This is a genomic window from Streptomyces sp. NPDC096079 (assembly GCF_040303145.1).
Taxonomy (GTDB): domain Bacteria; phylum Actinomycetota; class Actinomycetes; order Streptomycetales; family Streptomycetaceae; genus Streptomyces.
This window is the reverse complement of sequence record NZ_JBEOST010000004.1, coordinates 29,524-54,256: the sequence shown is the minus strand read 5'-3', so window position 1 is coordinate 54,256 and position 24,733 is coordinate 29,524. Positions and strand designations below refer to the sequence as shown.

Genomic DNA, 24,733 nt, shown 5'->3' with positions numbered 1-24,733 from the left:
AGCCCTCGTAGCGGAGCTACTTGGGTCTTTGGCCGGTGCGGCGAGGGGGCGTGCCGGACACCGCGGGTGCTGTGCGGGACTTCCGAAACACCCCCTAGCTCAGCGTGCGGGTCCGGGTCGCCTCGCGGTCGCCCGGCGCCGTCGTCCTGAGCAGGCCCTTGTCGCTGGAGCTCGCCGGTGCGGTCGCGCCCACCGGGGTGGTGGTCATGGGGCGGTCGGCGGCGCAGCGCTGCTTCTCGGCCTCGGACATGGGGCCGGTGCGCTGGAGCAGCCGGTCGGGCACGGCGCGGGAGGGCCCGTCGACGACGACGTGCAGCCGGTAGTCGTCCTTCTTGCCGACGAACCAGCCCTCGACGCGCTCGCGGCTGGGCTGCAGCTCGACCCAGCTGACCTCGCCGGGCTGGATCTGCTCGACGACGGTCCGCTGGTCGCCGCTGAACCACTGCCAGGGCCGCTGCCAGCCCTTCTCGTACGCCCGGGAGAACTGGGCGGCCATCGGCCGTTCCTTCATCCGCTTCTCGTCCTCCGCGCGGTCGCCGCTGGTGGGCAGCCGGGCCACTTCGGGGAGGGCGAGGCCGGCGTCGGCGTACGTCTGGGAGACGCTGTCGTGGCTGCGCTCGGAGTACGAGAGGAGCCGGCTGTGCTCCAGGGCGTTGCGGGTGCAGTTGACGTAGGCCTCGCCGACGACCCGCGCCTCGTCGTAGTAGCGGAAGGAGGTGCGGGTGTCCGGCTGGAACACGCAGGCGTTCTCGCCGTTGCAGGCGGCGGCCGCGTTGTGCAGGCTGCTCTCCCGTTCGTTGCCCTTGTACGCCTCCGACGTGCCGAGGCGCGTCTTGTCGACGGTCTTGTCGACGGCGGGCGGCACCTCGACCGCGCGGACGCGGGCGATCATCGGTGAACAGGTCACGTGGGTGCGGGAGTCGGTGACCCGGGAGGTGAAGGTGAGCACCGGCTCGTTCTCGCCGGCCGTGAACACGTAGGCGCGGCCGGTCCAACGGCCCTTCCCCGGGGTGCCCTTCACGCGGTCGGGGTCGCCGGCGGTGGTGACGTCCTGGACGGCGCCGCCGGAGCCGGACACCTCGTACGGCTGGCCCGCGGCGACCTGTTCGCCGGTGCACTCCTTGGAGACGGCGGGGCTGTCCTCGTAGGTCACGGTGACCCTGGCCCCGGCGCGGACCCCGCGGAGCCGCTGGCGGAGGGAGTTGCCGTCCTTCTGGAGGGCGACTCCGTGGGAGGCGTCGGTGCGGCCGGACGCCGTCGGGGAGTAGCGCTGGTTGAGGCCGGTCCAGAAGTCGATGCCGACGGTGGTGGGGCCGTCGCCCTTCATGACGGGGTCGGCGAAGTCGCCGTTGAGGACGGGGACGGTCTGCTCGGCGGGGGCGGCCGACACCGGGGTCACGGGCAGCGGGAGTCCGGCGGCGCCGAGGACGACGAGGGCGGGGAGCGTGGTGCGGTTCATGGCGGTTCTCCTCCCGGGTCAGGAAGCGGCGGCGGGCAGGACGGCGATGTGCTTCGGCTCGGCGCCCGGGGGCAGCGCGCGCGTGGCGGGGACCTCGGCGGCGGACACCCGCTTGGAGTCGTCGTCGGGAGCCGGGGTGGGCGCGGTGTTCCCCTGGGGCCGCGTGCCGCCGCAGACGCCGGCCGGGGCGGCGTACGTCTGGGCGATGAAGCTGCTGCTGGTCACCATCGAGGGGCTGTCCACGGCGATGCCGACGATCCGCTGCCCCGTCGTGGCGAAGAGGCTGCCGACCACGCGCCGCATGGCGGCGTTGGCGCCGAAGACGAGCATGTCGTGGGCGTGGACGGTGGACTTGTAGGCGGTCTCCTCGGTGTGCTCGACCGTCCAGGATTTGGAGTACGTGGCCTTGAAGGCGGCCTCGAAGGCGAGCCGCGCGGTGAGCGAGCCGGACGCGGTCGCGCCGCCGGAGACGGTGGTCTTGTTCCCGTTCGACGAGGTGGGGCCCTTGTCGAGCTGGGGCGTCTTGTGCTCCATCGAGGTCTCGTTGGCGAGGTTGGCGGTCACCTGACCGGAGGCGGCGACCGTGCCCTCGGCGGTGATCGTCCCGGAGATCTCGCCGCCGATGTTGTCGGTGGTGCCGGTCTTCAGGGTGACGGTCCGTTCGACGGCCATGTCGCTCTGGGTGCAGTTGATCACCGCGTTGCCGAGCGACCTCACGGTGGTGACGTACTCGCGGCTCAGCTTGGGGTCGATCCGGAAGGTGCAGGCGGAGCGGCTGGTCCGGCAGTGCTTCAGGACGTCGTCGACCTCGGCGGGGCGCCCGTCGGCGGTGAGGGCGCGCGGGACGGGGGGCTCGCCCGGCCCCTCCTCGGCGGCGGCGGGCGGGGCGAGCAGCATCAGGGGCGCGGCCAGGGCGAGTGCGGGCAGGAGGGCGCGGGGACGGCGCGGAGACATGACGGGGGAACCCTTCGGGGTGGCGGGTGAGGGGGAGGTCAGGAGCCGAGCAGGGAGCAGAGCTGGTCGACGGGGAAGGGGGACCGTCCCGGGTCGGTGGAGCCCTGCGGCAGCGAGCCGGGGAAGGAGGCGCAGGTCGAGGTCACGGCCTCGGCCGCGTTGTTCCCCGGCTCGGGCCGGTTGGAGGAAATGGTCTCGGTCATGTCCTCCAGGCCCTGTTCCTCGGCGGCGCCCTTGCCGCCGGTCAGCTTGTCCATGCAGGAGGAGGAGCCGGGCGGGCACTCCTTGAGCTTCTCCCCGGCCGCCTTGATGTCCTTGTCGGCCTGGGTGGCCGCCTCCTCGTTCTTCTTCTGCTTCTCCTCGATCTCCTTGGCCTCCTTGGCGTTGGCCTCCTTGTCCAGGCAGGCCTGGTCGTCGGGTTTGCACTCCTCGGCCTGGGCGACGGCGGCCGTCGGCAGGGCGAGGGCGGCGGCGAGCAGGACGGCGCCGAGGGCGCGGCGCGCCTTCCGTGCGGGCATGGGAACTCCCTTGGGACAGGGGTGAGTTGGATGGCTCGGTTGGGGACGCCAGGGGCGGACAGGGGACTGTCCTCAAGATCACCGAGCGTGCCTCGACGCTAGCCGCCGGGGCCCCGGCGCCCCGGTGCGACACACGGCGCGGCGCGCGCCGACGGGCCCGCTCACCACTTCGGCGGAGCGCACTCAGGACCGTCCCCGGAGGCCGGGCCGGGGTGTCCGCGAGTGGCCGCGCGGACCTGCCGGTCCACCCGTTCGTAGGGAATCCCGGCCGGGGGCGAGAGCGGGGACGACCCCGCGCGCCGGGGGTCCTCACTCCGCCGGACGCCGCCGTTCGGCGGCCCGTCGGATCCGGCGACGAGGACCCGCTCCGGGGGGTTCGGGGGGTGAACGCGCCCCCGGATCCCCGTCCCCGAACGGGCGTCCGTCAGACGGGTGTTTCAGCGGTTCCGGCTCGCTTCGGTGATCATTCTCGGTCAGTCTGCTCATGTGCCCGACGGCCCGTCCCGGCCGTCGCACCCGGCCGTGGGCGCCCCATGCCCAAGGGCCCGGCACGGCCTGTCCGCATGACCCGCGCCCGGCCCGCGCACGCCTCCGCCCTCCCCCGGCGGAGCCGCCGGCCGACCGGGCGCAGCGCTCCCGTATGTCCCCATCGAAGGAGAGCAGAGCCATGTCCCGTACACGCCGCAGTCCCCTGCGTACCCGCCTGCGAGGCCTGACCGTCCTCACGGCCGCGGCCGCACTCGCCGCCGTACCGACCACCCTCGCCCTCGCCAACGAGGGCAATCCGACCGTGCTGAGCTGGGGTGCCGGACGCACCGGCCAGCTCGGCAACGGCACCCTCGCCGACAGCCTCAGCCCGACCTCGGTCACCAGCCTCTTCCGCGGCGACGTCGACCAGGTCTCGGCCGGCGGCACGTCCTCGGCCGACTCGTTCGTCCTCGCCCGGACCGACAAGACGGTCAAGTCCTGGGGCCACAACTCCTCCGGCCAGCTCGGCAACGGCGGAAACACCAACCAGACCGTGCCCACCACCGTCCCGCGCCTGACGAACATCAAGGACGTCGCGGCCGGCGGGAGGCACGCCCTCGCGCTCGACACCGGCGGACAGGTGTACGCGTGGGGCGACAACGCCTACGGCCAGCTCGGCAACAACCGCACGGGCGACAGCCGTACGGTCCCCGACCGCGTCCAGGGCATGCCCAAGGTGAAGCAGATCTCGGCGGGCTGCGACTTCAGCCTCGCCCTCCTGGAGAACGGCAAGGTGTACGCGTGGGGGCGCGGCATCCACGGCCAGCTCGGCACCGGCAACCGCGCCACCAGCTCCGTGCCCCGGCAGGTCACGGGCCTGGAGAACATCGTGGAGATCGACGCCGGCTGCCACCACGCCCTCGCGCTGACCGCCGACGACACGGTGAAGTCCTGGGGCTACAACCTGTACGGCCAGCTGGGCAACTCCTCCACCAAGTCGTCCACCGTCCCGGTCGACGTGGACTGGCTGGAAGGCGTCTCGGACATCGAGGCGGGCGCGTTCCACAACTACGTGAAGACCAGCGACAGCCACGTCTGGGGCTGGGGCAACAACCAGTACGGCCAGCTCCTTGAGGGCGACGAGGCCTTCGGCGACAACATCTCCCGCACCAACCGCACCGCCCCCGTCGAGATCCCGCGCCTTGAGGGCGTCCAGCACCTCGCGGCCGGCGCCCGGCACGGCGTCGCCGTCACGGCGGACGACGTCTTCGCCTGGGGCCACAACGGCGAGGGCCAGCTCGGCAACGGCACGACGGTCGCGCGCTTCGAGTCGGTCAAGATCCTGAACGAGGGCTCCGCGATCAAGGCGGTGGCCGTCTCGCTGGGCGGCAACACGACGTACGCGTACTGAGGCCGGTGAACGGCATGACGTACACCTTCGTACGCGGTGTCGCGGCGGCCCTCGCGCTCCTGGCCCTCACGGGTCCCGCCCACGCCGCCGAGCCCCGTGATCCCTGGGTACGGGCGTGGGGGGCCAACGGCTCCGGCCAGCTCGGCAACGGCTCCGTACTCACCCAGCAGACGCCGTCGGACGTCCGGGACCTGGCCCGCGCCGATGTGCGCGAGCTCGCCGCCGGAGGCGGCGCCGACAGCAGCTCGTTCGCCGTCGCCGTACTGAACGACGGCACGGTCCGGACGTGGGGCGCGAACACCGAAGGGCAGCTCGGCAACGGCACCACCGACAACCGGCCGTTCCCCGCGGCCGTCGCCGGCCCCTCCGGGGTGTCCGACGTCGCCGCAGGGGTCCACTCCGCCTACGCCGTGCGCGGCGGACGGGTCCTCGCCTGGGGCGGCAACGCCTACGGGCAGCTCGGCGACGGCTCGACGACGGCCGCCACCCGTCCCGTCGCCGTCCAGAGCCTGAGCAAGGTCACGGACATCGCCGCGGGCTGCTACCACGCACTCGCCCTCCGTGAGGACGGCACGGTCTGGGCGTGGGGCCGGAACAACCACGGCCAGCTCGGCCTCGGCACGTCCGCCGACCGGAACACCCCCCAGCGGGTACCGGGCCTCACGGCAGTCGTGGAGGTGGCCTCGGGCTGCAACCACTCGCTCGTCCGTACGGCCGACGGCACCGTCAAGGCCTGGGGGTACAACACCAACGGACAACTCGGCAACGACAGCGTCGACGGCAGTGCGGCACCCGTCGACGTCCTGCGTCTGGCCGACGTCGCACGGATCTTCGCGGCGGGCTACCACTCCTTCGCGGTCCTCGACGGCGGAGAGGTACGCGCCTGGGGGTGGAACGGCAGGGGCCAGCTCGGCGACGGCACCACCGTCTCGCGGACCACGCCCGTCCCTGTTCCCGGGCTCACCGACGTCACCTCCCTCGCGGGCGGCTACGCCCACACCGTGGCCTCCCTCGCCGACGGCTCGGTCCTCGCCTGGGGCGAGAACTCGGTCAGCCAGCTCGGCGACGGCACCACCGCCGACTCCCCCACGCCGGTCACCGCCTTGCCTCCCGGCAGCGGCCTGGGGCACGTCGCCGCCTCCGTCGTCGCACGGTCCAGCTACGCCTACTGACCTCGAAAGGTCCCCATGAAACTCCCCGCACGCACCACCCTCCTCGCCGCACTGTCCCTCGCGGCCCTCGCCCCCACCTCCCTCCCCGCCCACGCCACCGCCACCGACCCCTGGGTCCGCGCCTGGGGCGAGAACGCCCAGGGACAGCTCGGCAACGGCAGCGTCCTCGCCCAGCAGACCCCGGCGGCCGTCACCGGCATCACCCGTGACGACGTCCGCGAGCTCTCCGCCGGCGGAGGCGGTGCCGCCGCGGCCGCCAACCCCTTCGCCGTCGCCGTCCTCAAGGACGGCACCGTGAAGAGCTGGGGCGCCAACACCACCGGCCAGCTCGGCAACGGCACCACCACCGCCCAGTCCTTCCCCGGCTCCGTCGCCGGGCTCTCCGGGGTGAGCGAGGTCTCCGCCGGTCTCAACCACGTGCTCGCCGTCAAGGGCGGCCGGGTCCTCGCCTGGGGCGCCAACGCCTCCAAGCAGCTCGGCACCGGCCAGGACACCACCAACCCCTACAAGGCCCCCGTGCCCGTGCAGAGCCTGGACAAGGTCAAGGACGTCGGGGCCGGCTGCGACTTCAGCGTGGCGCTCCGGCAGGACGGCACGGTCTGGACCTGGGGCAAGGGCGACAACGGTCGCCTGGGCACCGGGACGAACACCACCCGCGAGACCCCGCAGAAGGTCCCCGACCTCGTGGACGTCGAGTCGATCGCCGTGGGCTGCGAGCACGTCCTCGCGCTCACCGCCGACGGCGTGGTCAAGGCCTGGGGCAAGGGCGCCGAGGGCCAGCTCGGCAACGACTCCACCACGGACAGCAACAAGCCGGTGGACGTCGCCTACCTCGACGCCGTGGCGAGGATCTTCGCCACCTCCGCGTCCGGCTTCGCCGTCCTCGACGACGGCAGTCTGGCCGGCTGGGGCAAGAACACCGACAAGCAGCTCGGCGACGGTACGGCCGCCAACCGCACGACCCCCGTCGTCCTGGACGCCCTCAGGGGCGTCCAGAGCATCGCGGGCGGCGCCGACTTCACGGTGGCGGCGCTGGACGACGGCTCGGTGATCGGCTGGGGCGCGAACGCGGCGGCCCAGCTCGGCGACGGCACGACGACGACGCCCGCCGGGACCACCGTGGCGCTGCCGCCCGGCAGCGGCATCACCCAGGTCGCCACGACCATGACGGGCAAGTCCGCGTTCGCCTACTGACGCGACGCCTCCCACGGGTACGGAGGCCGACGCGGCCTCCGTACCCTGCGAGCCTGGCCAGGGGAGGCGGTGAGCTGGCAGGATCAGGCCATGCTCCCCTCGCTCTCCCGTGCCGCCCGTCGCCGTGTCCTGGCGGTCTCGGCCGCGCTGCTCGCGCTGTGCGGGGTGCTGGTCTGGTGCCTGGTTCCTTTCGGCTCCCCCGCCCCGAGCGGTTCGATCACGTTCAGTACGGGGGTCCCCACCGGCGTCTACCAGCGGTACGGGGCGCTCCTCAAGTCCGCCCTGGCGCAGGACCTGCCCGAGGTGTCGATAAAGCTCAAGGACAGCGAGGGCTCGCAGCAGAACCTGGCCCGGGTCGCGACGGGCGAGGCCGACTTCACCGTCGCCACGGCCGACGCGGTGGCCCAGTACCAGCGCGAGCGCAAGCCCGGCTTCGAGCGGCTGCGCGGCTGCGCCCGGCTCTACGACGACTACGTACAGCTCGTCGTGCGCAAGGGCTCCCCGGTGCAGACGGTGCGGGACCTGCGCGGCCTCCGGGTCGGCGTCGGCCAGGACGGCTCCGGCGTCCGGCTGATCGCCGACCGGGCCCTCGCGGCGGCCGGTCTGACCCCGGACCGGGACGTCGAGCCGGTGTCGGCGGGCATCGACACGATGCCGGAGCTCCTGGAGAAGGGGAAGCTCGACGCCTTCTTCTGGTCGGGCGGACTGCCCACCCAGGCGGTGCAGACCCTGTCCGAACGCTTCCCGATCCGGCTGATCCCGCTGGACGCGCGCCTCGTCGACCGGCTGCACGACGTCGGCGAGTCGACCCGGCACTACCGGTCGGCGGTGATCCCCGCGGACGCGTACGCGAAGGCCCAGGACGGCCGGCCCATCGAGACCCTGGCCGTGGCGAACCTGCTGGTCACCACGGTGGACGCCGACGAGGACCTGGTGGAGGGCTTCACCCGTACGGTGATCAGGAGCCGGGACGGCATCGGTCGCCAGGTCCACCCGGCCCAGCTGGTCGACCTGCGCACCGCCGTCTACACCGAACCCCTGCCCCTCCACGACGGCGCCCGCCGGTACTACCGGTCCGTGAAGCCCTGAGCCGCCGTCTCCCGCGTCCTACGGATCAGCGGGGGCGTGCCGGGGCACGGTGACCGTCACCCGCAGGCCGTGCGGATCGTTCGGGGCGAAGGTCACGCCTCCGCCGCCCGCCGTGAGCAGCACGCGCGCGATGGAGAGGCCGAGGCCCGAACCCTTGACGTTCTGGTGCCGGCCCGAGCGCCAGAAGCGGTCGCCGATCCGGCCGAGCTCCTCCTCGGTGAGCCCGGGTCCGTGGTCGGCGACGACGACGGCGACGGTCGAGCGGTCCGGGACGACCGCGACCGTGACCTCTTCCCCGGCGGGGGTGAACTTCAGCGCGTTGTCGATCACCGCGTCGAGGGCACTGGACAGGGCCACGGGGTCGGCCCAGGCGGTGACCGCCGCGCACTCCCCGGTCAGCGCGACGCCCTTGTCGTCGGCGACCGGGCGCCAGGACGCGACCCGCTCGGCGGTGAGCGCGCCGACGTCGGTGAGCCGCAGCTCGGCCGCCGCGTGCTCGGCGAGCGCCAGGTCGAGGAGGTCGTCGAGGACCTGCGCGAGGCGCTTGCCCTCGGTCCGTACCGAGGCGATCTCCTCGTTGCCCTCGGGGAGCTCCAGGGCGAGCAGCTCGATCCGCAGGAGCAGCGCGGCCAGCGGGTTGCGCAGCTGGTGCGAGGCGTCGGCGACGAAGGCGCGCTGCTGTTCGAGCGCGTCCTCGACGTTGTCGGCCATCTCGTTGAACGAGCTGGCGAGGCGCCGCAGTTCGGGTGGCCCGCCGGTGGCGGCGACGCGGGAGTTCATCCGCCCGGTGGCGATGTCGTGGGTGACGGCGTCGAGGACGCGGACCGGTCGCAGCACCCAGCCGGTGAGCCGGAAGGCGGCGCCGACGGCGAGCAGCATCGCGGCGGCCTCGCCCGCGAAGATCAGCAGCCAGCCGCGCAGGATCCGGGAGCGGAGCTGTCCGGTGGGCGAGTCGGTGACGACGACGGCGACGACGTCCCCGTCGCGGACCACCGGGGACGCGATGGTGAGCCGCGCGTCGCGCTGCCAGGGCCAGACCTGGGGCGGGTCGTGGCTGCGGCGGCCGAGCAGGGCCTCGTTGAAGGCGCGCCGGCCCTCCCCGTCGTACGGGACGACCCAGCCCTCGGGGGCGGCGGCCATCGCCCGGTTGTCGCGGTAGAAGATCCCGGCACGGATGCCGTACACGTCGTGGTAGCTGGCGAGTTCACCGCCGAGGGTGGCCTGCCGCTCGTCGGTGCCGGGGCTGCTCTCGCTGACGAACTGGGCGAGGGCGGCGAACCGCGCGGCGTCGTCGAGCCGGTCGACGACGACCCGCTGCTGCTCGGACGCGGCGAGGCTGGCGGCCAGCGGGAAGCCGAGGGCGAGCAGGACGCCGGCCATCAGCACGAGGAGCAGCGGAAGGAGTCGGGTGCGCACGTCAGGAGCCGTCCGGGAGTGTTACGCGGCGGGGGCGACCAGGCGGTAGCCGACGCCGCGCACGGTCTCGATCAGGGCGGGCATCCGCAGTTTGGAGCGCAGGGAGGCGACGTGCACCTCCAGGGTGCGGCCCGTCCCCTCCCAACTGGTGCGCCAGACCTCGCTGATGATCTGCTCACGGCGGAAGACGACGCCGGGCCGCTGGGCGAGGAGGGCGAGCAGGTCGAACTCCTTGCGGGTGAGCGGGACGCTCTCGCCGTCGACGCTGACCCGGCGGGTGGGCAGCTCGATGGTGACGGGGCCGAGCCGGAGCAGGGTGCCTTCTGCGGCGGCCCCGGCGGCCTCCTCCGCTCCGGCGTTGCGCCGGCTGACGGCGTGGATGCGGGCAAGCAGCTCACCGGGGTCGTAGGGCTTCACGACGTAGTCGTCGGCGCCGAGGTTGAGCCCGTGGATCCGGGAGCGCACGTCGCCGCGCGCGGTCACCATGATCACCGGGGTGGTGGTGAGCTTCCGGATGCGGCCGCAGACCTGGTAGCCGTCCTGGTCGGGCAGGCCGAGGTCGAGCAGGATCACTCCGTACGAGGGCCGCTCGCCCTGAGCGGTGGGCAGGACGGCCTGGAGGGCCTCCTCGCCGTTGCGCGCGTGCGTGACCGTGAAGCCGTGCTTCGCGAGGATCGCGGAGAGTGCGGCGGCGACGTGGTCGTCGTCCTCGACGAGCAGCAGTCGCATGCGTACCTCCTCCGTGAAGTCCTCGTGGCCGCCGACGGCGGCTCTCTGTGTACCAGGTGGTACCAGGGCATGAACACCGAACATGGGTGTCACAGTCAAGTGTCCCCCTGTGACGCCGCCGTTTCCGTTATGGACCCGGTACGGCACGGGGCGTCGGCTTCACGCACTGTGTCCGGTTGCAGCCGGATCGTTATCCTCAATTTCCGCTCAGATGTGATGACGGTCATCACATCGGGTCTCTAGTGTCCTCCCCAACCGAGGAGGACGGAGCAAGAGGCCGATGAGCGGAGAGTCAGTGTCCAAGAGTCCCGAGGACACCCCGCGTGCCGCGGACGACCTGGTCGTACTGTCCGACGTGAACAAGCACTTCGGCGCACTGCATGTCCTCCAGGACATCGATCTGACGATCACCCGCGGCGAGGTCGTGGTCGTCATCGGACCGTCCGGGTCCGGCAAGTCGACGCTGTGCCGCACGATCAACCGGCTGGAGAGCATCGACTCCGGCACCATCACCATCGACGGCAAGCCGCTGCCGCAGGAGGGCAAGGAGCTCGCCAGGCTGCGTTCCGACGTCGGCATGGTGTTCCAGTCCTTCAACCTCTTCGCGCACAAGACGGTGCTCGAGAACGTGATGCTGGGCCAGATCAAGGTCCGCAAGACGGAGAAGAAGGCCGCCGAGGCCAAGGCCCGGTCACTGCTCGACCGGGTCGGTGTGGGCACGCAGGCGGACAAGTACCCCGCCCAGCTCTCCGGTGGCCAGCAGCAGCGCGTGGCGATCGCCCGCGCGCTGGCGATGGACCCGAAGGTCATGCTCTTCGACGAGCCGACCTCGGCCCTGGACCCGGAGATGATCAACGAGGTCCTGGAGGTCATGCAGCAACTGGCCCGGGACGGCATGACGATGGTGGTCGTCACGCACGAGATGGGCTTCGCGCGCTCCGCCGCCAACCGGGTCGTCTTCATGGCCGACGGAAAGATCGTCGAGCAGGCGACGCCCGAGGAGTTCTTCAGCAACCCGCGCAGCGACCGGGCCAAGGACTTCCTGTCCAAAATCCTTCACCACTGAGCGGGTCGACGACCTAGTCTTCCCAACTCACGCCTACGCAAGGGACTTTCCTCCATGAAGCTTCGCAGCGTCTCCGCCGCCGCGGCCGCCGCCGCCGTCCTCGCCCTGACCGCCACCGCCTGTGGCAGCGGCTCCGACTCCGGCAGCAACGGCGACAAGATCAACATCGGCATCAAGTTCGACCAGCCGGGCCTCGGCCTGAAGACCCCGGACGGCACGTACGCCGGCTTCGACGTCGACGTCGCCAAGTACGTCGCCAAGGAGCTCGGTTACGCCGAGGACAAGATCAACTGGAAGCAGGCGCCGAGCGCCGAGCGCGAGAACCTGATCAAGAACGGCGACGTGAAGTTCGTCGTCGCCAGCTACTCGATCAACGACAAGCGCAAGAAGGAGGTCGACTTCGCGGGCCCGTACTTCCTGGCCCACCAGGACCTCCTCGTCCGCGCCGACGACACCTCGATCACCAAGGTCGACGACCTCAACTCCAAGAAGCTCTGCTCGGTGACGGGCTCGACCTCCGCGCAGAACGTCCGGGACAAGCTCGCCCCGAAGGCCGACCTCCGTCAGCTCGGCGGCTACTCCGAGTGCCTGACCGGCCTGGAGAACAAGCGCGTCGACGCTCTGACCACCGACGACTCCATCCTCGCGGGCTACGCGGCGCAGAAGGAGAACCAGGGCAAGTTCAAGCTCGTCGGCCTGAAGATGAGCGAAGAGAACTACGGCATCGGCCTGAAGAAGGGCGACGACGAGCTCCGCGGCAAGATCAACAAGGCGCTGGAGAAGATGGTCTCCGACGGCACCTGGGAGAAGCTCGTCAAGCAGCACTTCGGCCCCTCGGGCTACAAGTACGAGGCCGCGCCGGCGATCCAGAAGTAACCCGCGCCTCCGCCGCGACGGCCGCCCCGCACACCGGCGGCCGTCGCACCGGCACCGGCCGCCGTCCAAGCGGCGGCCTCCACACCGACCGACCACCAGGGGAGAGCGCGGGGCATCGTGTTCGACTTTCTTGATTCCGGGCAGTACGACCTGCTCGGCGCCTTCTGGGTGACGGCTCAGCTCGCCCTCTACTCGGCGATCGGCTCGCTGATCTGGGGTACGGCCCTGGCCGCCATGCGGGTCAGCCCGGTCCCGCTGATGCGGACCTTCGGCACCGCGTACGTCAACCTCGTCCGGAACACCCCGCTGACCGTGGTCATCGTGGCGTGTTCGCTGGGCCTGGACCAGACCCTCGGCATCACACTCGGCGCCGAGGACTCGGAGACGATCGGCTTCCGCCTCGCGATCCTCGGACTGGTCGCGTACACCGGCACGTTCGTCTGCGAGGCACTGCGCTCCGGCATCAACACCGTTCCGCCGGGCCAGGCCGAGGCCGCCCGCGCACTGGGGCTGAGCTTCACCCAGGTCCTCACCCTGGTGGTGCTCCCGCAGGCCTTCCGCGCCGTCGTGGCCCCGCTGGCCAACGTCCTCATCGCCCTGACCAAGAACACCACCGTGGCGGCTGCCATCAGCGCCGCCGAGGCCGCGTTCCTGATGAAGGAGATGATCGAGAACGAGGCCGACGCGCTCTTCGCCGTCTTCGCGATCTTCGCCTTCGGCTTCCTCGTCCTCACCCTCCCCACCGGCCTGATCCTCGGCTGGGCGGCCAAGCGACTGGCGGTGAAGCGATGAGCTCCGTCCTGTACGACACCCCCGGACCCCGTGCCAAGCGGCGCAACGTCGTCTACACGATCGGCTTCCTCGCCGTCCTCGCCCTCGTGGCCTGGTGGGTTCTCGCGGCCCTGGCCGACAAGAACCAGCTGGACGCCGACAAGTGGAGCCCGTTCGTCACCGACTCCCGGGTCTGGACGACGTACCTGCTGCCGGGCCTGGTCGAGACCCTCAAGGCCGCCGCGCTCTCCATCCTGATCGCCCTGCCGCTCGGCGCAGCCCTCGGCATCGGCCGGCTCTCGGACCACCGCTGGGTGCGGGTTCCGGTCGGTGTGGTCGTGGAGTTCTTCCGCGCCATCCCGGTGCTGCTCCTGATGATGTTCGCCAGCGCCGTGTACGCGGAGTTCACCACCGTCAGCTCCGACTTCCGCCCGCTGTACGCGGTCGTCACCGGCCTGGTGCTCTACAACGCCTCCGTCATCGCCGAGGTCGTCCGGGCCGGCGTGCTCTCCCTGCCCCGTGGCCAGGGCGACGCGGCCGTGGCGCTCGGCATGCGCAAGGGCCAGACGATGCTGTACGTCCTGCTGCCGCAGGCCGTGACCGTCATGCTCCCGGCCCTGGTCAGCCAGCTCGTCGTCATCGTGAAGGACACCGCGCTCGGCGGCGCCCTCCTCGGCTACGCGGAGCTGCTCAGCCAGAACCGGCAGATCACCGCCAACTACGGCGCCAACACCATCGCCACCTTCACGGTCATCGCGCTGATCTACATCGTGATCAACTCGATCCTCACCCATCTCGCCGGCCGCCTGGAGCGGCGTCTGCGGCAGGGCCGGAAGTCCGCCGCGGTCACCATCCCCGCCCAGGCGGACGCCGCCGAGGTGGAGACCGGGGCCACCACCGGCGCCTGACCCGACGGGGGTCCGTGACACAACAGGGGTGGGCCGGAGCGGTACTGACCGGAGGTCAGCCGCACCGCGCCCACCCCGTCGCTTGACGCGGGCACCCTCAGTGGGTTGCATACGGTCTGTGATCAACCACCGGGCTCGTGCCACACTCAGCTGTGCTGCCCTCATGACCGTCCGGCCTCCAGGAGCCGCGCCGTGGACCCGGTGATCATCGTGGGCGCGGGGCCGGTCGGCCTCGCGCTCTCCCTCGCGCTCGCCGCGCAGGACGTGCCCAGCGTCGTCCTCGACGAGAGCGCCGGCAAGGAGGAGTCCCGCCCGGCGCGCAGCGTCGTCCTGCGGGCCGACATGGCCGCGATGGTCGAGCGCCTCGGCTGCACGACCCTCCGTGACGAGGGCGTCCGCTGGATCGGCTGGCGCGGGATGCGCCGCCGCCAGGAGGTGCGCCGGCTCACCCTCGACCTGGGGCTCGGCGGCACGGAGGAGTGGTCGGAGGACCCCGACGCGCCCGCCGCCCCGGCCGCCCCGCTGCACATCCCCCAGCACGCCCTGGCCCGCGGCCTGCGCGACGCCATCACCCGGCAGAAGCTGATCCGGCTCGTCACCGACTCCCGGCTCGACACCATCGAACAGGACCGGGACGGGATCGTCGCCCACACCCGCGGTCCGGCGGGCACCTGGTGGCGCGGCAGCCACCTCGTCGGCTGCGACGGGGCCCGCTCGACCGTACGCAAACTGCTCGGCATCCGCTTCCCCGGACGCACCGCCGTGGAGCGCCACGCGGTCGCCGCGCTCCGCACCGAACTCCCGTGGCCCGGCGAGGCCCTGTTGCACCGTCAGCCGCCCTGGCGGGGCGCTGCCGAGGAGATTGCCGCGCGTCCGCTGCCCGACGGGGTGTGGCGGATCGACTGGCTGCTGCCTCCCCGCGGCGACCTGGTCACCCCGGACGCGCTGGTCGCCCGGATCCGCGAGACCCTGGCCGGCTGGTGCGAGGGCGCCACACCGCCGTACGAGCTCATCGACACCGGCGTCCACACCGTGCACCACCGGCTCGCCCGCCGCTGGCGGGTGGACCGGGTCCTCCTCGCCGGGGACGCGGCCCACCTGCTGGGCGCGGTCGGCACCCAGGGCCTCGACGAGGGGCTGCGGGACGTGGACAACCTCGCCTGGAAGCTCGCCCACGCCTGGCACCACGGCGGGTCGGAGCGGCTGCTCGACAGCTACCAGAGCGAGCGCCGGACGGCCGTCGCGACCCGGTTGCGCGCGGCGGACCAGTCCCTGCCGGTCCTGCGCGGCGGCGGAGGCCTGCGGACCTACCTGCCCGGGGCCACCCGCGGCCACGACGCCCTGCTGACCGACGGCCACCTGGGGCGCGGACCGCTCGGTGCGCCCCCGGCGTACCCCCACTCCCCCCTCGCACCCCCGTACGCCGAGGGGCAGACGCCCGTGGGCACCCCGGCCGGCGCCCCCGTCGAGGACGTCCGCGTGACCGCCCCCGACGGCTCGACCGTACGGCTCCGGGACCGGCTCGGTCAGGGCCGCCTCCTGGTCCTCCTCGTGGCCCCCGGCACCGGAGTGTGGGACCGGCGCCACTGGCGGAGCGCCGGAGTGATGCCCCGGCTGGAGGAGGCGGTCGAGGCCCTCCCGGTGCAGGCCGAGGTCCTGGTGACGGAGGCCTACCCGGGGGCTCCGGCCCACGCCGTCCTGCTCGTCCGACCCGACGGCCACCTCGTCGCCGCCTTCTCCGGGGTCCGCCCGGAGGAGCTGTACGCGGCGGCGGACGCGGCCCGCGGCGGCGGCCCGGCCACCGCGGAAGAAGCCGCGGAGGAGGCCCCCGCGGTGTCCGTGGTGAGTGACCGCACGGCGGACATGCATTGATTCCCGCAGGCGCGCATGGTGTACTCCGGAGCGTGACCGACACCGATGTGCGCCTGTGGCGGAGGGTCCACATGGACCTCGTCCGCTACGCGGGCTGCGTGTGTCGCCCGTCCTTCTGATCTCGCCCCCTTCCCCGCGCGCCCCCGCCACCGCCCGCTGACGCCCGTCCGCGTGCCGTGCGCCGTCGCGCGCCCTGTCGCGAACCTCAGGACGGTCACCCGTGCCCCAGCACGTCTCCTCCCTTCCCCCTGCCCTCTCCTCCTCCCCCTCCGCCGCCTCCCCGACCTCGGCGGAACTCCTCGACTTCGTCCGCCGTACCGCGGCCGACACCGCACTCGTCGACTCGCTGCCGCTCGACCCCGAGGGCCGTACCTGGGCACGGCTCGACGGCCCCGGCGGCAGCGAGGCCTGGCTCATCGGCTGGCCACCGGGCACCGGCACCGGCTGGCACGACCACGCCGAGTCGCTGGGCGCCTTCGCGACCGCGCGCGGGACGCTGACCGAGAACGCGCTCGCGGTCCGGCTGCCCGCGAGCGGCTGGAAGACCCTGGAACTGGCCGACGGCCTCGACCGCTCCCGGCGTCTCGCGGAGGGCACCGGCCGGGCCTTCGGCCGCCACCACGTGCACGAGGTGCTCAACGAGTCCCCGGACACCCACGCGGTGTCGGTGCACGCCTACTACCCGCCGCTCCCGCTGATCCGTCGGTTCAGCCGGGCGGGCGCGGTGCTGCGTCTGGAGCAGGTCGAGCGTCCGGAGGACTGGCAGTGAGCGAGGAACGAGTGGGCATCGACGAGCTCCTGGAGCGGGTCAGGTCGGGCCTCGACCGGATCGAGCCCCGGGCCGCCTACGAGGCGTACGAGGCGGGTGACGCGCTCCTGGTGGACACGCGCTACGCGGCGCTCCGGGAGCGGGACGGCCTGATCCCGGGCGCGCTGATCGTGGAGCGCAACGAGCTGGAGTGGCGGCTCGACCCGCTGGGCAGCCATCGCGCGGCGGAGGCGGACAGCCACGACCTGCGGGTGGTGGTGCTCTGCAACGAGGGCTACGCCTCCTCCCTCGCGGCCGAGTCCCTGCGCCGCCTGGGCCTGCACCGGGCGACGGACCTCATCGGCGGCTTCCAGGCCTGGAAGTCCGCCGGCCTCCCGGTCCTCCTCCCGACCACCCGCACCTGACGACCCACCACGCCGGGCCCGGCACCACGCCGGGTCCGGCACCACACCGAGCCCGGGGCCACCTCGGGCCCGGCACCACCTCGGGCCCGGGGCCACCTCGGGCCCGGCACCACGTCGGGCACCCCGCCCGTCGGGCCCGGCACCACCCTCTGGCCCGTCGCCACCTCCGGCCCGGCGCCGGGCTGGAGCGCCGACTGCGCCGTGTGGACGTCGCGCACGACCCGGACGCCACCTGGGGCCCGGCACCACGTCGGGCACCCCGCCCGTCGGGCCCGGCACCACCTCCGGCCCGGCGCCACTTCGGACGCCGCGCCGCCCCGGGCTACGTCGGTCCCCGCGCCCCCGCGCCGGGCCGGTGCGGGGCCACGCCCCACCGGATCGGCGGGCCGGGCGAGTCCTTCTGTCCCCCCGTGTCAGAAGGACTCGTCCAGCCCGTCGGTGTCCTCGCCCTCGGCCTCCAAGGCCTGGCGGACGACCCGCAGGGCCATGCCCTCGGGGTACCCCTTGCGGGCCAGCATCCCCGCGAGCCGTCTGAGGCGCCGGTCGCGGTCGAGGCCGCGGGTGGCGCGCAGCTTGCGGTCCACGAGCTCGCGGGCGGTGGCCTCCTCCCGCTCGGAGTCGAGCTGCTCCACCGCTTCCTGGATGAGCGTCGGCTCGACGCCCTTGGTGCGCAGCTCCCGGGCGAGCGCCCGGCGGGCGAGGCCCCGGCCGTGGTGACGGGACTCCACCCAGGCCCCCGCGAAGGCGGCGTCGTCGATGAGACCGACGTCCTCGAAGCGGGAGAGGACCTCCTCCGCCACCTCGTCGGGGATCTCCCGCTTGCGCAGCGCGTCGGCGAGCTGCTTGCGCGTACGGGGGCTTCCGGTGAGCAGGCGCAGGCAGATCGCGCGCGCCCGCTCAGCCGGATCCTGGGGTGACAGCTCCTTCTCGGCCCTCGACGAGTCGGAGCTGTCACCCGGCCATTCGATGCGCCCGGTCACCGGTTCAGCTCTTGACCGCGGTGGCCTTGGTCGCCTTCGCGGTCTTGCTCGCGGGAGCCGGGACGCTCTTTGCGGCGTCGTCCGCACCGGTGGCGTCGGCGGCGCCCGCCGCGTCCGCACCCGGCTCGGCCGACGGAGTCTCGGGCCGGACGCCGACGCCCAGCTTCTCCTTGATCTTCTTCTCGATCTCGTTGGCGAGATCGGGGTTGTCCTTCAGGAAGTTGCGGGCGTTCTCCTTGCCCTGGCCGAGCTGGTCGCCCTCGTACGTGTACCAGGCGCCCGCCTTGCGCACGAAGCCGTGCTCGACGCCCATGTCGATCAGGCCGCCCTCGCGGCTGATGCCCTGGCCGTAGAGGATGTCGAACTCGGCCTGCTTGAAGGGGGGCGCGACCTTGTTCTTGACGACCTTGACGCGGGTGCGGTTGCCGACCGCCTCCGTGCCGTCCTTGAGGGTCTCGATGCGACGGATGTCGAGGCGCACCGAGGCGTAGAACTTCAGGGCGCGGCCACCGGTCGTGGTCTCCGGCGAGCCGAACATCACGCCGATCTTCTCGCGGAGCTGGTTGATGAAGATCGCGGTGGTCTTGGACTGGTTGAGCGCGCTGGTGATCTTCCGGAGGGCCTGGCTCATCAGTCGGGCCTGGAGGCCGACGTGCGAGTCGCCCATCTCGCCCTCGATCTCCGCGCGCGGGACGAGCGCGGCGACGGAGTCGATGACGATCAGGTCGAGGGCGCCGGAGCGGACCAGCATGTCGACGATCTCGAGGGCCTGCTCACCGTTGTCCGGCTGGGACAGGATGAGGTTGTCGATGTCGACGCCGAGCTTCTTGGCGTACTCGGGGTCGAGGGCGTGCTCGGCGTCCACGAAGGCGACCTGGCCGCCGGCCTTCTGGGCGTTGGCCACGGCGTGCAGGGTCAGGGTCGTCTTACCGGAGGACTCCGGGCCGTAGATCTCCACGACGCGGCCACGCGGCAGGCCGCCGACGCCGAGGGCGACGTCGAGGGCGGTCGATCCGGTGGAGATCACCTCGATCGGCTCCTGGGTGCGGTCGCCCATGCGCATCACGGCGCCCTTGCCGAATTGGCGTTCAATCTGTGCGAGCGCGGCGTCGAGCGCCTTCTCGCGGTCGGTTCCTGCCATGGGTTCCACCCGGTTTGCTTGAGTCGATCGCTTCATGTGAAAGACGCTAACCCCTGCCACTGACAATGGGCCCCGGCGTCCCCTCCGACCTGTGGACAACCCGGCGACAAGCCCGTGATTCCAAGGGTCGGGCTTCCATGAGAATGGATGTTCGATTTTAGTGTCAAGCGCGCCACGCGGTCGCCGGAGGCCGTCGCGTGACCGAGCGTTCCGGGGCCACCGAGCGTCCCGGTCGGCCTGCGTGAGCACGGCGGGCGGGCTCGGTTCCGTCTCCAGCTGCCCCAGGTGCGTCGCCGTCCCTTCCCTAGGATCGTCCCCATGACGCTGCGACCGGTCCTGCTGTACATCGAGGCGCTCGACGACACGGCGGTCGGCCGGTTCTGGGCGGAGGCGCTCGGCTGGCACGCCTCCCGTCCCCGACCCGGCGAGACGCGGGTCGGACCCGCCGGTTCCGACCCGTGGGATCCGATCGCCCTCGGCGTCGACGTCGTCGCCGTCACCGGGCCCAAGACGACGAAGAACCGTGTGCACCTCGACCTCGCCACGACCTCCGCCGCCCACCAGGCGGAGCTGGTCGCCCGCCTCGGGGCCCTCGGCGCGACCCCCGTCGACCTGGGCCAGGGCGATGTGCCGTGGACCGTCCTCGCCGACCCGGAGGGCAACGAGTTCTGCGTCCTGGAGCCCCGGGAGGTCTACCGGGACACCGGCCCGATCGCCGCGGTGGTCGTCGACTGCGCGGACCCGCGGGCGACGGCCCGGTTCTGGGACGAGGCGCTGGACTGGCCCCTGCTCGAAGTGGCCGACGACCACGCGGTGCTGCGCTCCGCCCAGGGCGTCGGACCGTATCTGGAGCTCCTCCGCGTCCCCGGCACGAAGGCCGTGCGGGACCGCGTGGGGCTGGACCTGCTGGGCCGCCCTCGCGACGATCACGAGGCGGAGGTGGCCCGGCTCAGGACCCTCGGCGCGACCGACCTCGACGGCGGCCGGGGCGACGCCCCGTGGACGCGCATGTCCGACCCGGAGGGCCACGCGTTCCGCGTCCTCACCCACCGGACCTGACACGCGGCCGCGAGGCGACATCCGCTCCCGCGCGGCCGCGAGGTGGCGCCGCTCCCGGTCACGCCACGACCGCACCCTCCCGCCCCGGCGGCGACACGCGCCTACCGTGGACCGGCCGTCACCGGCAGGAGGTCCGGCCGCTTGGCGCGGCGGGCGTCGCCGGAGGAGCGGCCGCGCAGGCGCCGGCCGAGCCAGGGCCCCAGGAAGGAGCCGGCCCAGCGGAGTTCGGCGGCCACCGCCCTCACCCCCGTGGGGTGGTCCCACGGGGGCAGCGGCCGGGTCCAGGAGTCGTCGGATCCGGGCAGCGCGAGCGCGTGGGCGACGGCGGCGGCGATGCGCGCGTGGCCGATCGGTCCGGCGTGCAGCCGGTCGGGGCTCCACAGCCGGGGGTCGTCGACGACGGGGTGCGCGGAGGCTTCGACGACCACGACGCCGTGTCGGCGCGCGGCCTCGCGGATCCGCTCGTTGAGGGCCTCGACGCGGGGGCCGAGCGGGCGCGCGAGCGGGGTGATCCTGCGGACGCCCGGGAAGGTGAGGGTGGCCACGCGGGCCCCCTGCCCGGTCAGCGCCGCGAACATCGCCTCCAGGTGCCCGGCGGTCGCGTCCACGTCGAAGCGGGGCCTGAGCACGTCGTTGACGCCGGCGACGACCGTGGCGAGGTCCGGCCGGAGCGCGAGGGCGGGGCCGAGCTGCTCGGCGCGGACCTGTCCGGCGAGTCGGCCCCGTACGGCCAGGTTGGCGTAGCGGACGTCGGGGTGCGTGCGGGCGAGGGACTCCGCGAGGCGGTCCGCCCAGCCGCGCAGCCCGACGGTGTCGTCCCCGTCCCCGAGCCCCTCGGTCTGACTGTCCCCCAGGGCGACGTACCGCAGAAACGTGCCGTCCGACATGAACCCCGCCTTCCCCGGCCACCGACGCGCGACCTGCCCGCATCATAGTCACTTCGTTTACTAAACAACTCGACTATCACCCTCGATGGCTCCCTCGCGGCCTATCCTTCGACGCATGCCCCTCCCCCTCCGCGCCCCCGGCGCCGGCCGCCTGTCGCCCAGGGCCGCCGACGCCCTCGTGGCGGGGGTCGTCCTGCTCGTCGTCGCGGTCTGGACGCTGGTCTCCGCGCACTACACGAGCGAGCCCGCTCTCCGCACGGCGCTCGGCTGGGCGCTGATCCTGAGCGGCTGCGGAGCGCTGTACTTCCGGCGACGGCAGCCCGTCGCGGTGGCCGTGGTCACGCTGCTCGCCTGCGTCGTGTACTACCCGCTGTCGGCCCAGGACGGGCCGCTCATGATCGCGTTCGCCCTCGCGCTGTACACGACCGCCGCCGAGGGCCGGTTCGTCGCCGCCGTCGCGCTCGCGGCCGTCACGCTGCTCGCGGTCGGGTTCGGCGAGATCCGGCAGCAGCCCGGGCACCGGCAGATCGACGACACCTCGCTCGCCATGCTCGCCGGCTGGCTGATCAGCCTGGTCGCCGTGGGCCGGGCCCAGCGCACCCGGCTCGCCTACCTCCACGAGGTGGAGCAGCGGGCGCTCGCCGCGGAGCGGGAGCAGGAGGCCCGCGCCCGGCAGTCCGCGACCGAGGAGCGCCTGCGGATCGCCCGTGAGGTGCACGACGTGCTCGGCCACAGCATCTCGCTGATCAACGTCCAGTCGGGCGCGGCTCTGCACCGGCTCGGCAAGGGACCGGCTCCGGAGGCGGGGCTCGTCACGGCCACCGAGGCGCTCACGGCGGTGAAGGCGACCAGCAAGGACGCGCTGCGCGAGCTGCGGGCGACCCTCGGGGTGCTGCGCCGAGCGGACGAGGCCACGCCGACGACGCCGTCCTCGGGCCTGGCGCTCCTCGGCGACCTCGCCGCGCGCGCCCGGAGCGCCGGCCTCGACGTCCGTACGCACGTCACGGGCACGCCCGTACCGCTGCCGCCGCCCGTGGACCTGGCCGCGTACCGGATCGTGCAGGAGTCGCTGACGAACGTCACACGCCACGCGGGCGCGAGGACCGTGTCGATCACCCTGGACTGGGGTGCCGACGCGGTACGGCTGCGCATCGCCGACGACGGCGGGGGCGCGCCGGAGGGGCGGCCGTCGGGCAGCGGCATCCGGGGCATGGCCGAACGGGCCCGTGCTTTCGGCGGCGAGCTCACCGCCCGCAATGGCGACGCCGGGTTCCTGGTGGACGCCCGCCTCCCGCTGACCCCACCGACGTCGCCCGCCCCGTCCTCCGAGGCCACCGAAGCCCCCGCAGGCCCCGAAGCCACGGCCCCCACCGAGGCCACCGGCCCCACCCCGCCCGAGAGGGAATCGTGATGATCCGTGTCGTGCTCGCCGACGACCAGACCCTGGTCCGGGCCGGCTTCCGGTCGATCCTGTCCGACGAGGAGGACATCGAGGTCGTCGGTGAGGCCGGGGACGGGGAGCGGGCGATCGGGCTCGCCCGTGAACTGCGCCCCGACGTCGTCCTGATGGACATCCGGATGCCGGTGCTCGACGGCCTGGAGGCCACCCGCCGCATCACCGCCGACACCGGGCTCGAAGGGGTGCGGGTGGTCATCCTGACCACGTTCGACGCGGACGACCACGTGTACGGGGCCCTGCGCGCGGGCGCCTCGGGCTTCCTCGTCAAGGACACCGAGCCGATGGAACTGCTGCACGCGGTCCGGGTCGTGGCGCGCGGAGACGCCCTGATCTCCCCGGCCGTGACACGGCGTCTGATCGCCGAGTTCGCCGGACTCGCGGGGCGGCAGCCGGACCCGAGTCCCCGCCTGAACGCCCTCACCGAGCGGGAGCGCGAGGTGCTGGGACTGGTGGGCGCCGGACTCTCCAACGACGAGATCGCCGGCCGGCTCGTCCTCTCCCCCGCCACCGCCAAGACGCACGTCAGCCGCATCATGACCAAGCTGGCCGTGCGCGACCGGGCGCAGCTGGTGATCCTCGCGTACGAGTCCGGGATGATCACTCCGGGCTGGCTGGCCTGACACCCCTAAGGCCCGATCCGACGCGCATTGCCAGACAGGCCCTAGGGGACAGGGCTGCCGGTTCACGACTCACGGGGTACGCGCGCGTGGGCGGCCGCAACCCCGGTGGTACGCCCGGTGTCCACCCGGGGGTGACGCCGGGCCCCTGACCGTACGCCCACGCTGATCGGGTGAATCAGGACGTACTCGATCTCGCGCGGCTGCAGTTCGCCCTCACCGCGGGCGGCCACTTCCTCTTCGTCGCCCTCACCCTGGGGCTCTCGACCGTCGTGGCCGTGCTCCAGACCATGGCGACGTTCGGCCGGAATCCGCTGTACGCGCGGATGGTGCGGTTCTGGGGCCAGCTGTACGTGATCAACTACGCGGTCGGGATCGTCACCGGCCTCGTGATGGAGTTCCAGTTCGGCATGGCGTGGAGCGGGCTCACGCACGAGGCGGGCAACGTCCTGGGGGCCTCGCTCGCCGTCGAGACGATCGTGGCGTTCTTCGTCGAGTCGACCTTCCTCGGTCTGTGGATCTTCGGCTGGAACCGGCTCAACCGCTGGGCCCATCTGGCCGCGATCTGGATCGTCGTCCTGACGGGCTACCTGTCGGCGTACTGGATCCTCGTCTCCAACGGCTTCCTCAACCATCCCGTGGGCTACGCCTCCGAGGGCGGCGAGCTGGTCCTCGACGACCCGGTCGCCGTCCTCACGAACCCCTCCGCGCTGCTCGCCTTCGGGCACGTCCTGGCGGGCGCGCTGCTGACCGCCGGGTTCTTCATGGCCGGGGTGAGCGCGTACCACCTCTTCCGGCGCAGCCCGGAGTGGGAGTTCTTCGGCCGCGGTCTGCGCACCGGTGTCTTCCTGTCGGCGCCCGCGCTGATGGCCGCGGCCGTCTTCGGCGGACTGCAGTTCGGCGCGCTCACCACCTTCCAGCCCATGAAGTCGGCGGTCTTCAGCGGAAAGGCGGCCGAGATCGCCCGGATCCAGGCGGAGATGACGGACCGTTTCGGGCCGGGGGACTACGTGCCGTCGGAGGCCTGGACCAGGGGCGGCGGCCTGGTGATGCTCATCGGCTTCGCGCTGATGATGTACCTGTGCTTCGCCGGGGTGATCCTGGCCTGCTTCAAGAAGGTCGTCTTCCGGTTCCGGCTCTGGCACCTCGCCCTGATGGCGGCCGTGCCACTGCCGTACCTCGCGATGATCGGCGGCTGGGTCTTCCGGGAGTCCGGACGCCAGCCGTGGGTGGTCTACGGCCTCCTGCGGACCGAGGACGCCGTCTCCGACCTCTCGCCCGGCACCATGCGCCTCTCCCTGACCGTCTTCACCACGGTCTTCGTCCTGCTCGCCCTCCTCAACGCCTGGCTCCTCGCCCGGCACGCCCGTCGCGGCCCCGTCGAGTCCGGGCTCGGCCACGACGAACGCCCGGACGCGCGCAGCGGCGAGCACGGGGCGCCGCCGACTGATCCGGCGGACTCGCTGCCGGCTCCCCGTTACTGAACCGCCCGTTCGTCCCACCCATCGAGGAGC

At 72.7% G+C, this 24,733-nt stretch carries 24 protein-coding genes; 16 read left to right on the top strand and 8 right to left on the bottom strand.

The window, feature by feature from the left end; genetic code table 11:
* Window positions 1-94: 94 nt before the first annotated feature.
* The 3 genes from ABTY59_RS10730 to ABTY59_RS10720 are packed head-to-tail and all read right to left on the bottom strand — an operon-like array spanning window position 95 to window position 2,931.
* A complete protein-coding gene (locus ABTY59_RS10730; RefSeq protein WP_352018560.1) occupies window positions 95-1,459 on the bottom strand; it encodes a hypothetical protein in 1,365 nt (454 codons plus the stop codon).
* 18 nt (window positions 1,460-1,477) lie between these two features.
* The gene (locus ABTY59_RS10725; protein WP_352018559.1) at window positions 1,478-2,413 is read right to left on the bottom strand and encodes a hypothetical protein; all 936 of its coding nucleotides are present in this window, start codon (window positions 2,411-2,413) and stop codon (window positions 1,478-1,480) included.
* Between the two features lie 38 nt (window positions 2,414-2,451).
* On the bottom strand, window positions 2,452-2,931 hold the full coding sequence (locus ABTY59_RS10720; RefSeq protein WP_352018558.1) for a hypothetical protein: 480 nt from the start codon (window positions 2,929-2,931) through the stop codon (window positions 2,452-2,454).
* A 667-nt stretch (window positions 2,932-3,598) separates the two neighbouring features.
* On the opposite strand from ABTY59_RS10720, the gene ABTY59_RS10715 reads away from it, so the two are divergent.
* The 4 genes from ABTY59_RS10715 (at window position 3,599) to ABTY59_RS10700 (ending at window position 8,265) form a co-directional block, all read left to right on the top strand.
* Window positions 3,599-4,810: an RCC1-like domain-containing protein gene (locus tag ABTY59_RS10715; protein WP_352018557.1), complete on the top strand. Its 1,212-nt coding sequence runs from the start codon at window positions 3,599-3,601 to the stop codon at window positions 4,808-4,810.
* Window positions 4,811-4,824: 14 nt separating this feature from the next.
* Window positions 4,825-5,982 (top strand): RCC1 domain-containing protein, encoded by a 1,158-nt coding sequence (locus tag ABTY59_RS10710; protein WP_352018556.1) that lies wholly within the window; start codon window positions 4,825-4,827, stop codon window positions 5,980-5,982.
* Between the two features lie 15 nt (window positions 5,983-5,997).
* Window positions 5,998-7,176 (top strand): RCC1 domain-containing protein, encoded by a 1,179-nt coding sequence (locus ABTY59_RS10705; protein WP_352018555.1) that lies wholly within the window; start codon window positions 5,998-6,000, stop codon window positions 7,174-7,176.
* 90 nt (window positions 7,177-7,266) lie between these two features.
* The gene (locus ABTY59_RS10700) at window positions 7,267-8,265 is read left to right on the top strand and encodes a TAXI family TRAP transporter solute-binding subunit (RefSeq protein ID WP_352018866.1); all 999 of its coding nucleotides are present in this window, start codon (window positions 7,267-7,269) and stop codon (window positions 8,263-8,265) included.
* 18 nt (window positions 8,266-8,283) lie between these two features.
* On the opposite strand, the gene ABTY59_RS10695 is transcribed toward ABTY59_RS10700, so the two are convergent.
* Both ABTY59_RS10695 and ABTY59_RS10690 read right to left on the bottom strand, forming a co-directional pair.
* Complete coding sequence (locus ABTY59_RS10695; RefSeq protein WP_352018554.1) at window positions 8,284-9,681, bottom strand: sensor histidine kinase; 1,398 nt, start codon at window positions 9,679-9,681, stop codon at window positions 8,284-8,286.
* A gap of 21 nt (window positions 9,682-9,702) precedes the next feature.
* Window positions 9,703-10,410 carry a response regulator transcription factor gene (locus ABTY59_RS10690; RefSeq protein ID WP_352018553.1) on the bottom strand — a complete coding sequence of 236 codons (708 nt, stop codon included), beginning with the start codon at window positions 10,408-10,410 and terminating at the stop codon, window positions 9,703-9,705.
* A gap of 280 nt (window positions 10,411-10,690) precedes the next feature.
* On the opposite strand from ABTY59_RS10690, the gene ABTY59_RS10685 reads away from it, so the two are divergent.
* From ABTY59_RS10685 to ABTY59_RS10650, 8 genes are all read left to right on the top strand, one after another.
* Window positions 10,691-11,476: an amino acid ABC transporter ATP-binding protein gene (locus ABTY59_RS10685; protein WP_352018552.1), complete on the top strand. Its 786-nt coding sequence runs from the start codon at window positions 10,691-10,693 to the stop codon at window positions 11,474-11,476.
* Window positions 11,477-11,530: 54 nt separating this feature from the next.
* Window positions 11,531-12,352 (top strand): glutamate ABC transporter substrate-binding protein, encoded by an 822-nt coding sequence (locus ABTY59_RS10680; protein ID WP_352018551.1) that lies wholly within the window; start codon window positions 11,531-11,533, stop codon window positions 12,350-12,352.
* A 117-nt stretch (window positions 12,353-12,469) separates the two neighbouring features.
* Window positions 12,470-13,144: an amino acid ABC transporter permease gene (locus ABTY59_RS10675; RefSeq protein WP_352018550.1), complete on the top strand. Its 675-nt coding sequence runs from the start codon at window positions 12,470-12,472 to the stop codon at window positions 13,142-13,144.
* Window positions 13,141-14,031, top strand: a complete 891-nt coding sequence (locus ABTY59_RS10670; RefSeq protein ID WP_352018549.1) for an amino acid ABC transporter permease — start codon at window positions 13,141-13,143, stop codon at window positions 14,029-14,031. The genes ABTY59_RS10675 and ABTY59_RS10670 overlap by 4 nt, the downstream gene beginning before the upstream one ends.
* Before the next feature lie 192 nt (window positions 14,032-14,223).
* Window positions 14,224-15,903: an FAD-dependent monooxygenase gene (locus ABTY59_RS10665; RefSeq protein ID WP_352018548.1), complete on the top strand. Its 1,680-nt coding sequence runs from the start codon at window positions 14,224-14,226 to the stop codon at window positions 15,901-15,903.
* Window positions 15,904-15,935: 32 nt separating this feature from the next.
* Window positions 15,936-16,022 carry a putative leader peptide gene (locus ABTY59_RS37645; RefSeq protein ID WP_361058708.1) on the top strand — a complete coding sequence of 29 codons (87 nt, stop codon included), beginning with the start codon at window positions 15,936-15,938 and terminating at the stop codon, window positions 16,020-16,022.
* A gap of 101 nt (window positions 16,023-16,123) precedes the next feature.
* On the top strand, window positions 16,124-16,672 hold the full coding sequence (locus ABTY59_RS10655) for a cupin domain-containing protein (protein ID WP_352018547.1): 549 nt from the start codon (window positions 16,124-16,126) through the stop codon (window positions 16,670-16,672).
* Entirely contained in the window at window positions 16,669-17,076 is a 408-nt protein-coding gene (locus ABTY59_RS10650; protein WP_352018546.1) for a rhodanese-like domain-containing protein, read from the top strand. Before ABTY59_RS10655 ends, ABTY59_RS10650 begins: the two co-directional genes overlap by 4 nt.
* A gap of 413 nt (window positions 17,077-17,489) precedes the next feature.
* Here ABTY59_RS10650 and recX read toward each other — a convergent pair whose 3' ends face one another.
* Both recX and recA read right to left on the bottom strand, forming a co-directional pair.
* Complete coding sequence (recX, locus tag ABTY59_RS10645; RefSeq protein ID WP_352018545.1) at window positions 17,490-18,056, bottom strand: recombination regulator RecX; 567 nt, start codon at window positions 18,054-18,056, stop codon at window positions 17,490-17,492.
* Window positions 18,057-18,060: 4 nt separating this feature from the next.
* Window positions 18,061-19,197 (bottom strand): recombinase RecA, encoded by a 1,137-nt coding sequence (recA, locus tag ABTY59_RS10640; protein ID WP_352018544.1) that lies wholly within the window; start codon window positions 19,195-19,197, stop codon window positions 18,061-18,063.
* A 318-nt stretch (window positions 19,198-19,515) separates the two neighbouring features.
* On the opposite strand from recA, the gene ABTY59_RS10635 reads away from it, so the two are divergent.
* Window positions 19,516-20,256 (top strand): VOC family protein, encoded by a 741-nt coding sequence (locus tag ABTY59_RS10635; RefSeq protein WP_352018543.1) that lies wholly within the window; start codon window positions 19,516-19,518, stop codon window positions 20,254-20,256.
* A 101-nt stretch (window positions 20,257-20,357) separates the two neighbouring features.
* On the opposite strand, the gene ABTY59_RS10630 is transcribed toward ABTY59_RS10635, so the two are convergent.
* A complete protein-coding gene (locus ABTY59_RS10630) occupies window positions 20,358-21,143 on the bottom strand; it encodes an SGNH/GDSL hydrolase family protein (RefSeq protein ID WP_352018542.1) in 786 nt (261 codons plus the stop codon).
* Window positions 21,144-21,258: 115 nt separating this feature from the next.
* Between ABTY59_RS10630 and ABTY59_RS10625 the strand changes: the two genes are divergently transcribed.
* From ABTY59_RS10625 to ABTY59_RS10615, 3 genes are all read left to right on the top strand, one after another.
* On the top strand, window positions 21,259-22,554 hold the full coding sequence (locus ABTY59_RS10625) for a sensor histidine kinase (RefSeq protein ID WP_352018541.1): 1,296 nt from the start codon (window positions 21,259-21,261) through the stop codon (window positions 22,552-22,554).
* Window positions 22,554-23,222, top strand: a complete 669-nt coding sequence (locus ABTY59_RS10620) for a response regulator (protein WP_352018540.1) — start codon at window positions 22,554-22,556, stop codon at window positions 23,220-23,222. Before ABTY59_RS10625 ends, ABTY59_RS10620 begins: the two co-directional genes overlap by 1 nt.
* A 170-nt stretch (window positions 23,223-23,392) precedes the next feature.
* On the top strand, window positions 23,393-24,703 hold the full coding sequence (locus tag ABTY59_RS10615; protein WP_352018539.1) for a cytochrome ubiquinol oxidase subunit I: 1,311 nt from the start codon (window positions 23,393-23,395) through the stop codon (window positions 24,701-24,703).
* Window positions 24,704-24,733 lie beyond the last annotated feature (30 nt).